At 66.3% G+C, this 13,680-nt stretch carries 14 protein-coding genes and 1 other RNA gene; 7 read left to right on the top strand and 8 right to left on the bottom strand.

Translation table 11 applies throughout. The features are described from left to right. Window positions 1–75 precede the first annotated feature (75 nt). The 5 genes from HZF03_RS03180 to dapE all read left to right on the top strand — a co-directional run bounded on the left by HZF03_RS03180 (window position 76) and on the right by dapE (window position 4,478). Complete coding sequence (locus HZF03_RS03180; RefSeq protein ID WP_119017399.1) at window positions 76–1,095, top strand: DUF1036 domain-containing protein; 1,020 nt, start codon at window positions 76–78, stop codon at window positions 1,093–1,095. Next, window positions 1,092–1,793: a pyrimidine 5'-nucleotidase gene (locus HZF03_RS03175; protein ID WP_119017398.1), complete on the top strand. Its 702-nt coding sequence runs from the start codon at window positions 1,092–1,094 to the stop codon at window positions 1,791–1,793. The genes HZF03_RS03180 and HZF03_RS03175 overlap by 4 nt, the downstream gene beginning before the upstream one ends. A 184-nt stretch (window positions 1,794–1,977) precedes the next feature. After that, window positions 1,978–2,823: a 2,3,4,5-tetrahydropyridine-2,6-dicarboxylate N-succinyltransferase gene (gene dapD, locus HZF03_RS03170; protein ID WP_119017397.1), complete on the top strand. Its 846-nt coding sequence runs from the start codon at window positions 1,978–1,980 to the stop codon at window positions 2,821–2,823. Window positions 2,824–2,841: 18 nt separating this feature from the next. Beyond that, a complete protein-coding gene (locus HZF03_RS03165; protein ID WP_119017396.1) occupies window positions 2,842–3,315 on the top strand; it encodes a DUF805 domain-containing protein in 474 nt (157 codons plus the stop codon). Further along, window positions 3,315–4,478 (top strand): succinyl-diaminopimelate desuccinylase, encoded by a 1,164-nt coding sequence (dapE, locus tag HZF03_RS03160; protein WP_119017395.1) that lies wholly within the window; start codon window positions 3,315–3,317, stop codon window positions 4,476–4,478. Before HZF03_RS03165 ends, dapE begins: the two co-directional genes overlap by 1 nt. A 138-nt stretch (window positions 4,479–4,616) precedes the next feature. Here dapE and truA read toward each other — a convergent pair whose 3' ends face one another. From truA to def, 3 genes are all read right to left on the bottom strand, one after another. Then, window positions 4,617–5,354, bottom strand: a complete 738-nt coding sequence (gene truA, locus HZF03_RS03155; RefSeq protein ID WP_012494285.1) for a tRNA pseudouridine(38-40) synthase TruA — start codon at window positions 5,352–5,354, stop codon at window positions 4,617–4,619. A gap of 186 nt (window positions 5,355–5,540) precedes the next feature. Beyond that, complete coding sequence (fmt, locus tag HZF03_RS03150) at window positions 5,541–6,473, bottom strand: methionyl-tRNA formyltransferase (protein ID WP_119017394.1); 933 nt, start codon at window positions 6,471–6,473, stop codon at window positions 5,541–5,543. Between the two features lie 78 nt (window positions 6,474–6,551). Continuing rightward, the gene (def, locus tag HZF03_RS03145; RefSeq protein ID WP_011156189.1) at window positions 6,552–7,079 is read right to left on the bottom strand and encodes a peptide deformylase; all 528 of its coding nucleotides are present in this window, start codon (window positions 7,077–7,079) and stop codon (window positions 6,552–6,554) included. A 149-nt stretch (window positions 7,080–7,228) separates the two neighbouring features. Between def and HZF03_RS03140 the strand changes: the two genes are divergently transcribed. Beyond that, a complete protein-coding gene (locus HZF03_RS03140; RefSeq protein WP_119017393.1) occupies window positions 7,229–8,431 on the top strand; it encodes a DNA recombination protein RmuC in 1,203 nt (400 codons plus the stop codon). A gap of 68 nt (window positions 8,432–8,499) precedes the next feature. After that, entirely contained in the window at window positions 8,500–9,879 is a 1,380-nt protein-coding gene (locus HZF03_RS03135; RefSeq protein ID WP_420853839.1) for an AmpG family muropeptide MFS transporter, read from the top strand. A gap of 40 nt (window positions 9,880–9,919) precedes the next feature. Here the strand turns inward: HZF03_RS03135 and HZF03_RS03130 are convergent, their stop codons facing one another. From HZF03_RS03130 to ffs, 5 genes are all read right to left on the bottom strand, one after another. After that, a complete protein-coding gene (locus tag HZF03_RS03130; protein WP_011156186.1) occupies window positions 9,920–10,348 on the bottom strand; it encodes a hypothetical protein in 429 nt (142 codons plus the stop codon). A gap of 19 nt (window positions 10,349–10,367) precedes the next feature. Further along, window positions 10,368–10,970, bottom strand: a complete 603-nt coding sequence (recR, locus tag HZF03_RS03125) for a recombination mediator RecR (RefSeq protein WP_011156185.1) — start codon at window positions 10,968–10,970, stop codon at window positions 10,368–10,370. Window positions 10,971–11,067: 97 nt separating this feature from the next. Further along, on the bottom strand, window positions 11,068–11,388 hold the full coding sequence (locus HZF03_RS03120) for a YbaB/EbfC family nucleoid-associated protein (RefSeq protein ID WP_012494280.1): 321 nt from the start codon (window positions 11,386–11,388) through the stop codon (window positions 11,068–11,070). A 21-nt stretch (window positions 11,389–11,409) separates the two neighbouring features. Continuing rightward, window positions 11,410–13,281, bottom strand: coding sequence for a DNA polymerase III subunit gamma/tau (locus HZF03_RS03115; protein ID WP_119017392.1), 1,872 nt, complete (start codon window positions 13,279–13,281; stop codon window positions 11,410–11,412). A 185-nt stretch (window positions 13,282–13,466) separates the two neighbouring features. After that, window positions 13,467–13,563, bottom strand: an RNA gene (gene ffs, locus HZF03_RS03110) — signal recognition particle sRNA small type. Between the last annotated feature and the right edge of the window lie 117 nt (window positions 13,564–13,680).

Raw genomic sequence — 13,680 nt, 5'->3', positions numbered from 1 at the left:
GGCGATAACATCCGTCATGGCCGGGCTCGTCCCGGCCATCCACGTCTTTCCGGCGGTTTCCTCAGCAAGACGTGGATGCCCGGCACAAGGCCGGGCATGACGGGGTGGAGATCACGCGCCCTCGCCACCATTGTCACCACTCTCTCCCTCACCTCCGCGGCTCACGCCGACCTCAAGCTCTGCAACCGCATGAGCTACGTGGTCGAGACGGCAATCGGGGTGGATTCCAACGGCACCACCGCGTCGCGCGGATGGCTGCGGATCGATCCGGCGCAATGCCGGGTCGTGGTGCAAGGCGCGCTCAACGCTGACCGCATCATGCTGAATGCCCGCGCGCTGCCGGTGTACGGCGTCTCGCCGCTGCCGCAGAACGGCACCGACCGGCTGTGCATCGCCGAGGACAATTTCGTCATCGCCGCCGCGCGGCAATGCCGCGGCGGCCAGACGCTCGCCGCCTTCACCGAGATCAAGCCGACCGACACCGAGGACGGCAACAAGATCGCGTATCTGGCCGAGGACTCCGGCTATGACGACGAGCAGGCCAAGCTCGCCGCGATCCAGCGGCTGTTGGTGATCGCCGGCTACGACGCTTCACCGATCGATGGCGTCGACGGACCGAAGACGCAGGCGGCGCTGTCCGCCTTTCTCAAGAGCCGCGGCCTGAAGCCCGAAATCGTCGATGCACCGGATTTCTTCGACGTGATGATCAAGGCGGTGCAGCAGCCGTCCGGCAGCGGGCTGACCTGGTGCAACGACACCAAGTACAAGATCATGGCAGCGGTCGCCGAAGACGACGGCAAGACCATCACCAGCCGCGGCTGGTACGGCGTCGCGCCCGGCCAGTGCCTGCGCCCGGACCTCGGCGCCCAGCCGAAGCGGGTGTTCAGCTTCGCCGAAGCGGTCGACAGTAGCGGCCGGCCGGTCACCATCAAGGGCCGCGCGCTCAACTGGGGCGGCGGCACCACGCTGTGCACGCGCGACAGCAAGTTCGAGATCGGCGAGCAGGGAGATTGCGCGGCCCGCGGCCTCGCCGCCACCGGCTTTGCCGCCGTCGATCTAAGTAGCGGTAAGACATTGAGGTTGTCCGCACCATGATGCAGCTCGGCAAGCGCGGCTTCGATCACGTTGAGACCTGGGTGTTCGATCTCGACAACACGCTGTACCCGCATCATCTCAATCTGTGGCAGCAGGTCGATGCGCGGATTCGCGACTTCGTCTCCGATTGGCTGAAAGTGCCGCCGGAAGAAGCCTTCCGCATCCAGAAGGACTACTACAAGCGCTACGGCACCACGATGCGCGGGATGATGACCGAGCACGGCGTCCACGCCGACGACTACCTAGCTTACGTCCACGCGATCGACCATTCGCCGCTGCTGCCGAATCCGGCGATGGGCGATGCCATCGAGCGACTGCCAGGCCGCAAGCTGATCCTGACCAACGGCTCGACCGCGCACGCCGGCAAGGTGCTGGAGCGGCTCGGCATCGGTCATCATTTTGAAGCGGTGTTCGACATCATCGCCGCTGAGCTCGAGCCGAAGCCGGCACCGCAGACCTACCGCCGCTTTCTCGACCGCCACGGCGTCGACCCGGCCCGCGCCGCGATGTTCGAAGACCTCGCCCGCAACCTCACCGTACCGCACCAGCTCGGCATGACCACGGTGCTGGTGGTGCCTGACGACAGCCAGGACGTGGTGCGCGAAGACTGGGAGCTCGAAGGCCGCGACGCCGCCCACGTCGATCACGTGACCGACGATCTGACGGGGTTTTTGGGGAAGCTGAGCCCCGCGAAGTAGGGCGGCGAGCCTCCCCAAAGAAAGACGTCATCGCGCACGCAGACGGGCGCCCCAGTATTCCAGAGCGTCTGCGATTGCCGCCCCCCACTTCAGCGCCCCTCGCCCAGCCTTGACTCTCTCTGGTCGAATCCGGACAACACTCCGCAAAACTCTCCCTGAAATCAGCCTTCCCAAGGACCCGTCGATGCCGCTCACCGCCCTGGAATCTACCATCAACGCCGCTTTCGACGCGCGCGACACCGTCACCGCGGCGACGCAGGGCGAGATCCGTCAGGCCGTTGAGGACTCACTCGATCTGCTCGACCAGGGCAAGGTGCGGGTCGCGCAGCGTGATGCCTCCGGCGCTTGGACAGTCAATCAGTGGCTGAAGAAGGCGGTGCTGCTGTCGTTCCGGCTCAACGACATGGGCGTGATCGCCGGCGGGCCGGGCGGTGCCAACTGGTGGGACAAGGTGCCGTCGAAGTTCGAGGGTTGGGGTGAGAACCGCTTCCGCGAAGCCGGCTTCCGCGCGGTGCCGGGCGCGATCGTGCGCCGCTCTGCCTTTATCGCCAAGAACGCAGTGCTGATGCCGTCGTTCGTCAATCTCGGCGCTTACGTCGATGAAAGCACCATGGTCGACACCTGGGCGACCGTTGGCTCCTGCGCCCAGATCGGTAAGCGCGTGCACATTTCCGGCGGCGCCGGCATCGGCGGGGTACTCGAGCCGCTGCAGGCCGGACCGGTGATCATCGAGGATGACTGCTTCATCGGCGCGCGCTCCGAGGTCGCCGAGGGCGTGATCGTCCGCAAGGGTGCTGTGCTGGCGATGGGGGTTTTCCTCGGTGCGTCGACCAAGATCGTCGACCGAGAGACCGGCGAAGTCTTCGTTGGCGAAGTGCCGGAATATGCCGTGCTGGTGCCCGGCACCCTGCCCGGCAAGCCGATGAAGAACGGCGCCCCCGGCCCGGCCACCGCCTGCGCGGTGATCGTCAAGCGCGTCGACGAGCGCACCCGTTCCAAGACCTCGATCAACGAATTGCTGCGAGACTGATCCCCAGAGGAGGCGCGGATGGACTGGACCACGCTGTTCTTCAGCTTTCGAGGTCGCATCAACCGCGCCAAATACTGGTTGGTCGGACTGATCTACGTCGCCGCCTGGATGGTGTTCACCGTGCTCGCCATCACTTGGCTCGGCGGCATCGATCCCGACCAGCTATTCCGCTTCGCCGGCGGCGCAATACTGATCTGGCTGATCGCGATTGCACTCGGCCTTGCCGGCACCTGGTCGGGCCTGGCCACCGGCGTCAAACGGCTGCACGACCGCGATAAGAGCGGTTGGTGGATCCTGCTGTTCTGGTTCGGCCCGAGCCTGCTTGGTGGCTCAAATCAGACCATGGAGGACAGCCCCGTCAGCCTCGTGCTGGCGCTGATCGGGCTCGGCATCGCGATCTGGGGCTTCGTCGAACTCGGCTGCCTGCGCGGTACCCCCGGTCCTAACCAATACGGCCCCGACCCGTTGGAGCCGCAAGGCACGCTGACCTGATGACCTCGACTCCGACTGCGCTTTCGATCGCCCAAAACCTGCTGCGCTGCCCGTCCGTGACTCCGGCGGACGCCGGCGCACTCGACGTGCTGGAGACGCTGCTCAAGGGGGCGGGCTTCACGGTGCATCGCGTCACCTTCTCGGAGCCGGGCACCGCCGACATCGACAATCTGTATGCGCGGATCGGCGACGGCGCGCCGCATCTTTGCTTCGCCGGGCACACCGACGTGGTGCCGCCGGGCGATGCCAGTGCCTGGACCCACGGCGCGTTCGCCGGCGACGTTGCGGACGGCCTGCTGTACGGCCGCGGTGCGGTCGACATGAAAGGTGGTATCGCCTGCGCGGTCGCAGCGACGCTGGACTACCTGGCGGCGACCGGCGGCCAACCCAAGGGCTCGATCTCGTTCCTGATCACCGGCGACGAGGAAGACGTCGCGGTCAACGGCACCGTCAAGCTGCTGCAATGGGCCGCCGAGCGCGGCGAGCAATTCGATCACTGCATCGTCGGTGAGCCGAGCAATGTCGAGACGATCGGCGACACCATCAAGATCGGCCGGCGCGGCTCGCAATCCGGCGTGCTGATCGTCGACGGTGTGCAGGGCCACGTCGCCTATCCGCACCGCGCCGCCAATCCGGTGCCGGATATCGCCCGGCTGATCACCACGCTGAACGACGAGCCGCTCGATCACGGCTCGGCGCAATTCCAGCCGTCCAACCTGGAATTCACCTCGGTCGATGTCGGCAATCCGGCCACCAACGTGATCCCGGCGCAAGCGCGCGCCAAATTCAACATCCGCTTCAACGATCACCACACTCAGGAAACGCTGAAGGCACTGGTCGAGCAGCGGCTGGCTGCGGCGTGTGGCAACCGCATCCGCGCCCACATCGAATGGCTGCCGTCGAACGCCGATGTGTTCGTCACCAAGCCCGGCGCCTTCACCGATCTGGTCGGCGCCGCGATCGCCGAGGTCACCGGACGCACGCCCGAGCTCAACACCGGCGGCGGCACATCCGACGCTCGCTTCATCGCGAAATATTGCCAGGTGGTCGAATTCGGCTTGGTCGGCCAGACCATGCACCAGATCGACGAGCGCACGCCGGTCAGCGACCTCGACAAACTCACCGCGATCTACCGCGGCGTGCTGCAGAGATATTTCGCCTGACTCTCCCCGTCATTCCGGGGCGCGAGCACAGCTCGCGAAACCGGAATCCCGAGATTCAGGGCACCACTGAATTCGCGACAACATCGGGATTCCGGGTTCGCGCGTTTCACGCGCGCCCCGGAATGACGGCCGCGCCGCTCAGTAATCCACCTGCATCAGATACAACCCTTCCGGCGGCGCGACTGGGCCGCAGGCAGAGCGGCGACGCGCGGCGAGCGCGGCGGCGAGATCGTCGGCGGTCCAGCGGCCTTCGCCGACCCACACCAGCGAGCCGACCATCGAGCGGACCTGGCTGTGCAGATAGGAGCGCGCGTTGGTGATGATATCGACCGCATCGCCGTCGCGAACCACGTCGAGCACGTCGAGCGTCTTTTCAGGCGAGGCGGCCTGACACTCGGTGTCGCGGAATGTGGTGAAGTCGTGCTTGCCGATCAGCACCTGCGCGGCACGGTGCATCGCATCGGTGTCGAGCTGCTTTGGCACCCGCCACACCTTGCCGAGGTCGAGCGCCAGATTGGAGCGGCGGTTGGCGATGCGGTAGCGATAGTGCCGCCTCACGGCCGAGAACCGCGCCTCGAACGTGTCGGGTACGATCTCGGCTGCCAGCACCGCCACCGGGTTGGGGCGCAGATGGGCATTCAGCGCGTCGCGGAGCTTGTCGGCGCGGAACGGCTTCGGAATATCGACATGCGCGACCTGACCCAGCGCATGCACGCCGGCGTCGGTGCGGCCGGCGCCGTGGACCCGCACCGCCTCGCCGCAGGTCGCCAGCGCCGCAACCTCCAGCGCGCCCTGCACCGACGGCAGTGCCGGCTGCAACTGCCAGCCACAAAACGGCGCGCCGTCATATTCGATGGTGAGTTTGTAGCGGGGCATGCGACTCATCTTTAGGGCGCGGCGTAGCCCCGAATTCTGTCGTCATCGCCCGGCTCGACCGGGCGACCCAGTATTGCAGAACGTCAGTAACAGATCACGAACGCTCTGGGATACTGGGCCACCCGCTTTCGCGGGTGGTGACGACCGAAGGTGGGGTGGCGCTCAGGCTCAGGCTGCGCCTCAGCCCTAACCCACCCGCACACCCTTCGCGATCGGCGTGCCGCGCAGAAATTCTTCGGCGGTCATCGGCTGCTTGCCGGCGCGCTGCAGCTGCGACACCCGGATCGCCCCATCACCACAGGCGATGGTGAGATGGTCGCCGATCACCTCGCCGGGCTCCCCACGCCCGTCCGCGATCGCGCAGCGTAGCACCTTGATCCGCACCGGCTGACCTTCGATCGGCAGTTCGCACCACGCCCCCGGAAACGGCGACAGGCCGTGGATGTGGCGCAGCACCGCCCGCGTCGGCTTGGCGAAGTCGATCTTGGCTTCGGCCTTGTCGATCTTGGCCGCGTAAGTGACGCCGTCTTCGCTCTGTTTGGTGAGCTGCAGCCCGCCGCGCTCCAGCGCCGCCATCGCCCGCACCATCAGATCGGCACCGAGCCTGGCAAGCTGATCGTGCACGTCCGTGACCGTCATGGCATCGGTAATGGCGATGCGCTCGGCCATCGCGACATCGCCGGTGTCCAGCCCGGCGTCCATTTTCATCACCATCACGCCGGTCTCGGCGTCGCCGGCCATGATGGCGCGATTGAGCGGCGCGGCGCCGCGCCAGCGCGGCAGCAGCGAACCGTGCAAATTGTAGCAGCCGAGCTCGGGGGCATCGAGAATCGCCTGTGGCAGGATCATGCCATAAGCGACGACGACGGCCGCATCCGCCTCGTGGGCGCGAAAATTCGCCAGTGCTTCATCGGTGCGTAGCGTCTTCGGCGTCAGCACGGGCGCCTGCAACCGGTGCGCGGCGAGCGCCACCGGCGTCTCCTGCAGCTTCATGCCCCGACCGGCAGGCTTCGGCTCGCGCGTATAAACCGCGGCGATGTCGTGGCCATGAGCCGCCAGCGCCAGCAGCGTCGGTACCGCGAACTCGGGCGTTCCCATGAAGACGAGGCGAAGCGGCATGGCGTGAAGGTCCCGGACAGGTCTGGGCGACGGAGGGCCGAGCGTCGCAACGCGCCGGCCGATCACCTTCGCGAGCGCTCAGACGTACTTGATGCCGCGCTTGGCAGCCTTCTCGAACTTGCGGATCACCATCGCGCGTTTCAGCTTCGACAGGTGATCGACGAACAGCACGCCGTTGAGATGATCGATCTCGTGCTGGATGCAGGTCGCGAACAGGCCGTCGGCGTCCTCTTCCTTCACGTTGCCGTCGAGATCGGTGTAGCGGATCCGCACCGTCTTCGGGCGCTCGACCTCGGCATAGTATTCCGGGATCGAGAGGCAGCCTTCCTCGTAAACGTTCATCTCCGAGGACGCGCCGACGATCTCAGGATTGATGAAGGCGCGCGGATCGCTCTTGCCGTCGCCCTCCTTGCGAACGATGTCCATCGTGATCAGCCGCACCGGCTCGGCGATCTGGATCGCCGCCAGTCCGATCCCGGGGGCCTCGTACATGCTCTCGAACATGTCGTCGGCGAGTTTGCGGATCTCGGTCGTCACCTCGGTGACGGGCTTGGAGATCTCGCGCAGCCGTTTGTCGGGCAGAATGATGATTTCGCGTAGGGCCATGGCGGCGATTTAAGCGGCGCCGACGTTGCGGTCAATCCGGGACCGACCGGAGCTTCTGCCACTTTCGGCGCGGCTCGCCTTAAAGGTCTGTTCAGCGTCATGTTCTATCTTCGTTCTTGATGGCTGTGCAATCTGCTACACCGGCGGCGATGGACCAGATTCTGTTCAGGCTCGGCGATCTGCCGGTCAACATCGGCATGGCCGCCGCCGTTTTCGCCGCCCTGGCGCTGGTCCTGCTGACGACCATCGTCGTGCTGATCGCCCGTGGCAGCGCCACGCGGCGGACCGCGGAAATCGATCAACGACTGGCGCTTTTGATGCGGGCTCAGCACGAGGCCAACGGCCGGGTCGATGCGATGGGCCGGGCACTCGCCGGCCGCCAGGCCGAGATGGCGCGGGCGATGAGCGAACGGCTCGACAGCGTCACCCACCGGTTCGGCCAGTCGCTGACCCAGTCGACCCGATACACCATGCAGAGCCTGCAGGCGCTGCACGAGCGGCTCGGCATCATCGACCGTGCCCACGACAACCTCACCGAGCTGACCGACCAGGTGACGACGCTCCGCGACGTGCTCGCCAACAAGCAGGCCCGCGGCGCCTTCGGCCAGGCGCGGATGGAGACGATCGTGCAGGACGGGCTGCCGAAAGGCTCGTTCGCGTTCCAGTACACGCTGTCGACCGGCAAACGGCCAGACTGCGTGGTGCTGATGCCGAATCAGCCGCCGCTGTGCATCGACGCCAAGTTCCCGCTCGAAGCGGTCACCGCGCTGCGCGAAGCGACCACCGAGGAAGCCAAGAAAGCGGCCTCGCAGCGGCTACGCACCGACGTGATGCGCCATGTCGACGATATCGCGTCGAAATACCTGATCCCCGGCGAGACCCAGGACACCGCGCTGATGTTCGTCCCGTCGGAGTCGGTCTATGCGGAAATCCACGAAGGCTTCGACGACGTCATTCAGAAAGCCTACCGGGCTCGCGTCGTGCTGGTGTCGCCGTCTCTGCTGATGCTGGCGATCCAGGTGATGCAGCAGATCCTCAAAGACGCTCGGATGCGGGACGCCGCCGACCAGATCCGCACCGAGGTGCTCAGTCTTGGCGACGATCTGGCTCGGCTGCGCGAGCGCGTCACCAAACTGCAGACCCATTTCGGCCAGGTCACGGACGACGTCCGCCAGATCCTGATCTCCGCCGACAAGATCGAGCGCCGCGCCGCTCGGATCGAGGAGCTGGACTTCACCGACCAAGCCGCCGGGACGGCATCAGCACCTGCCCCCGAAGCCCCATTGGCGCCGGATCGCGCCGATCTGTTCGCCGCAGCGAGTTTCCGGATCGATGAAATGACGCGGAGCTGACGCAGCCCGCTCGGGCCGCGACCGCCGGGCCGTCCGCCCGGTGTCGCCGAATCGGATAGGTTCATCCCATGACCAGCCCTACTGCCGGCCTGCCAGAGGCCGATCCCGCCGCTCCGCAGATCTCCACCAAGCCGAGCTGGCGCGAGGCGATGGCGGTGTACTTGCAGCCGCGGGTGCTGGTGGTGCTGTTCCTCGGGTTCTCGTCGGGGCTGCCGCTGGCGCTGTCCGGCTCGACCCTATTGGTATGGATGCGGGAGTCCGGCGTCGACCTCGGCACGATCGGGTTGTTCGCGCTGGTCGGCACGCCCTACACGCTGAAGTTCATCTGGGCGCCGCTGGTCGATGCGCTGCACGTGCCGCTGTTCACCAGAGCATTCGGACGCCGCCGCGGCTGGCTGGTGTTCGTCCAACTGCTGCTGATCGCCGCGATCCTGCTGCTGGCGCTCACCGATCCGGCGAAGTCGCCGCTGTATGTGGCAATCGGCGCGCTGCTGGTCGCCACCGCCTCGGCGACCCAGGACATCGTGGTCGACGCGTTCCGGGTCGAGAGCCTGCCGGAAGAGGAGCAGGCTGCCGGCATGGCGTCCTACGTGGCTGCCTACCGCATCGGCATGTTGATCTCCACCGCCGGCGTGCTGTTCCTGGTCAGCGCTTATGAAAGTACCGGACTGACCCGAACCACCGCATGGATGTGGGGCTATGTGACGATGGCCGCGATGGTGCTGATCGGCACCGTCACCGCGCTGCTCGCCACCGAGCCGGAACAGTCGCGCCGCGCCGAAGCGGCGACCAGCGGCGAGAGCGCATTGAAGCGGGTGATCCACGCCGCTCTGGGGGCGTTCACCGAATTTCTCACCCGCAAGGACGCGCTCACCGCTCTCTCCTTCGTGGTGCTGTTCAAGTTCACCGATGCATTTTCCGGCACCATGACGGCGCCGTTCGTGATCGATCTCGGCTATTCGCGCAATGATTATGCGGCAATCGTGAAGGGCGTCGGGCTGGCGGCGACGCTGATCGGCGGCTTCGCCGGCGGCTATCTGGCGCGGCGCTATTCGCTGGTGGCGAGCCTATGGATCGGTGCGGTGCTGCAGGCGGTGTCGAATCTGGCGTTCGCCTGGCTGTCGACCGTCGGCGTCAACCAATGGGCGCTGGCGCTGGCGATCTCGGTGGAAAATTTCACCGGCGCGATCGGCACCGTGATCTTCGTCGCCTACCTGTCGGCGCTGTGCCAGAACCCGCTGCACACTGCGACGCAATACGCGCTGCTCACCGCCCTCGCCGCCGTCGGCCGCACCTACCTGTCCGCGAGCGCCGGATACGTCGCGCAGGCCACCGGCTGGCCGGCGTTCTTCACCATCAGCGTTGCGGTCGCGGCGCCGAGCTTGGTGCTGCTGGCGTGGCTGCAACGCCGCGGCCATTTCGCCGCGCTCGGACCGGTGAAGGTTTAGGCGCCGCCCGCTCCTCGCAACGCCGACGAGAGCCCGTCGCTTACTTCACCAGACTCCATTTCGTCACCACCGCCTCGCTCATCTGGCCGGGCTCGTTGGCGCACGCTACCGAGCTGACCTTCAGCGCCACCTGCTTGCCGCGGTGTGACTTGAGCTGCGCCGCCTGGGCATCGTCGGCGGGGACAATCTGGAAGGTCTCCGGGCCATTCTCGAGGTTGCACAGCCCGGACGGTGCCGGCAACCGGCGCGGATCGCTGACGAGCTGATACACCGGGCCCTTTGTGCCCTTGGCCCGCGTCTTCAACGCATTCAGCTCGCCGCTGAGAATGTCGCCCACCCGCAGCGCGGTCGGCTTCGGCAGCGCTGCCTGCGTCGCACCCTGCGGCGAATCTTGCGCGGACACCCCGGAGGCAACGAGCGTCAGGGCGAGCGCGGCAATCGTCGAGAGCGTCAAGCGTGGCTGAGTCATCAGGTCCAATCCGGTTGGGTCAGAACAAGGTGCGCTGTCGCATCGCCGCCGACAGCGTACCTTCGTCGAGATAGTCGAGTTCGCCACCGACCGGCACGCCGTGAGCGAGCCGGGTCACCTTGACGTTGGCGTCCTGCAAGAGGTCGGTGACGTAATGTGCGGTGGTCTGGCCATCGACGGTGGCGTTGAGCGCCAGGATGATCTCGGCAACGCCGGGGTCATGTGCACGCTTCACCAACGCGTCGATCGTCAGATCTTCGGGGCCGACGCCGTCGAGCGGCGAGAGCGTCGCTCCCAGAACGTGGTACCGGCCGTTTGTGGCAGAGGCGCGTTCGAGTGCCCACAAATCCGCAACGTCAGCCACCACCACGATGATCGAGGAATCCCGTCGCGGATCGGTGCACACCGTGCACGGGTTTTGTGAATCGATGTTGCCGCAGGTGCTGCACACTTCGATCTTGTCGATCGCAACCTGCAGGGCGGAGGCGAGCGGCGCCATCAGCGCGTCGCGCTTCTTGATCAAATGCAGCGCGGCGCGGCGCGCCGAGCGCGGCCCCAATCCGGGTAGCCGCGCCAGCAACTGAATCAGACGTTCGATCTCGGGGCCTGCGGCACCGGCCATCGGGTCTCCGTGTGTTGATCAGACGCGACGACGCACCGCTCCGCCACTCTCATTGACGAGACGAGCGTCTAAGGCGCGAATCGAAAGGCCAGAAAGACTAGCCCAGGCCGAGCCCGGGCGGCAGGCCGAGGCCGCCGGTCAGGGCCTGCATCTTCTCCTGCATCGCGGCTTCCGCCTTGCGATGGGCGTCGCCATGCGCCGCCACCAGCAGGTCTTCGAGCACTTCGCGCTCGTCGGCCTTGATCAGCGACGGATCAATCGAGATGCCACGCACCTCCATCTTGGCGCTCATCCGTACCTTGACGAGGCCACCACCGGACAAGCCTTCGACCTCGATCTGGTCGAGCTCAGCCTGCATTGCCTTCATCTTCGACTGAAGCTGGGCAGCCTGTTTCATCATGCCGAGAAAGTCAGCCATGATCGGTTTCCTTTCAGATCGCTAATCGTCGTCGTCGATTCGCTCGGAGGGATCGTCCATATCAGACTCGATCTCCACCGGCTCGGGGGCGAGGCGCCGCACCGTCAGCTTGGCGCCGGGAAATCGCGCCAGCACTTCCTGGACTCGCGGATCGTTCTCCGCCGCACGCTCGCGTTCGTTCTGCTGTGCCATGCTCTGCTGGCGCAGCGTCGGCTCGCCTGGCGCGTTGGAGACGATCACGGTCCAGCGCCGTCCGGTCCATTGTTCGAGCTTGCGGCCGAGATCGTTGATCAGGCTGCGCGATGCGCTCGGCTCCAGCGCCAGTTCGAGCCGTCCGTCCTCGATTCGCACCAGCCGCACATCGGCTTCGAGCGCTAGCCGAGTCATCACGTCGCGCTTCTCGGAAGCCAGCGCGACGAGTTGCGGAAACGTCGTGATCTTCAGCGCCGGTGGTTCGGGCGCTGGCGCCGGCGCGCTGACCGGCGAACGCGCCGCACCGTCGGGGCCGCCGCGCAGCATGGTCGGCGCAGTTGCGGCGCTCATGGTCGGTGCGCTACGCGGCATCATCGCACTGGGAGCGGACAAAGCCGGGGCCGACGCCAGGGAAGCGGACGGACCGCCGCGACTGCTGCTGCCACCACCGCCTGAGATGGCCGGCGCATCGCCGCCACCGCTCTGCTCCAACATCCGCAGCACTTCATCGGGCGTCGGCAGGTCTGCCGCATAGGCGATCCGCACCAGCACCATTTCGGCGGCGGCCGCCGGGCGGGTCGCTCCCTGCACCTCGGCGATGCCCTTCAGCAGCATCTGCCACATCCGCGACAGCACCCGCATCGACAGCTTGGCGGCGAATTCGCGGCCGCGCACCCGCTCGGTCTCACCGAACGCAACGTTGTCGGCGATCGCCGGCACGATCTTCACGCGGGTGACGAAATTGACGAATTCGGCGAGATCGGACAGCACGACGACCGGATCGGCACCTGTGTCGTACTGGTCTCGGAATTCAGCGAAGGCGGCTGCAATATCGCCGCGCGCCAGTGCGTCGAACAGTTCGATCACGCGGGTGCGGTCGGCGAGGCCGAGCATCTGCCGCACCGCGTCGGCGCGCACTAGGCCGGCCGCATGCGCGATCGCCTGGTCGAACAGCGACAGCGAATCGCGCACCGAGCCTTCGGCCGCGCGCGCGATGATTCCGAGCGCCTCAGGCTCGACCTCGACGCCTTCCTTCTGCGCGATATTGCCAAGATGCGTCATCAGCACGTCGGCTTCGACCCGGCGCAGATCGAAACGCTGACAGCGCGACAGCACCGTCACCGGCACTTTCCGGATTTCGGTGGTGGCGAACACGAATTTTGCGTGCTCCGGCGGTTCCTCAAGTGTCTTCAGGAAGGCGTTGAACGCCGCCGTCGACAGCATGTGGACTTCGTCGATGATGTACACTTTGTAGCGCGCGGAGGCCGGCGCGTAGCGCACGCTATCGTTGATCTGGCGAACGTCGTCGACGCCGGTGTGCGAGGCGGCGTCCATCTCCAGCACGTCCATGTGCCGGCTTTCCATGATCGCCTTGCAGTGCACGCCATGCACCGGCATGTGGATGGTCGGCCCCTTCACCGAACCGTCCGGCAATTCGTAATTCAGCGCCCGGGCGAGGATGCGCGCGGTGGTGGTCTTGCCGACGCCGCGAACGCCGGTGAGAATCCAGGCCTGCGGAATCCGTCCGGTATCGAACGCGTTGGAGACGGTGCGCACCACCGCTTCCTGGCCGATCAGATCGTCGAAGCTGTTGGGGCGATATTTCCGCGCCAGCACCCGATAGGCACCGGCCGGCGCGCTCGCGCTGACCGGCTGCTCAGGAGCAGCGGGCGGCGTCGCGGAAAGGCCAGAGTCACTCATCGGTCGGTCCGCAATGCTGTGTCTGTGGGGCCGGATTGCGGAGGGGAACGGGGCGGTTGCGACGGGGCAGGATCATGCGGCTGGCCCGAAACACCCCTCACACCGGACCGGCATCTGCCAGTCCTGGCCCCACCTTCATTCGGCCGCGGTGCCCCGATCACGGGGCAGCACGGCCGAAAAATGAGGTAGGAGACTGACGAGCGACCCGATCCAGACCTCGTTAGGGCTGCTTCCTTCCGGACCTGACCCGGTTGGCGAGAGGCTCGTCCACCGCCAATCTCCCGGTCCCTATTTGGCGCCAAACCGACCCGAATGCAAGTCGCCGGTCACGCCGCTTGGCACGCCTTGGACCTTCGGCTAGGGGGCGCTTCCGCCGGTCCGGACGGCTTGGTATGACTG

The organism is Rhodopseudomonas palustris, from assembly GCF_013415845.1.
Lineage (GTDB): Bacteria > Pseudomonadota > Alphaproteobacteria > Rhizobiales > Xanthobacteraceae > Rhodopseudomonas > Rhodopseudomonas palustris_F.
Note: the sequence above shows the minus strand (reverse complement) of the source record. Positions and strands in the feature narration are given on the sequence as shown.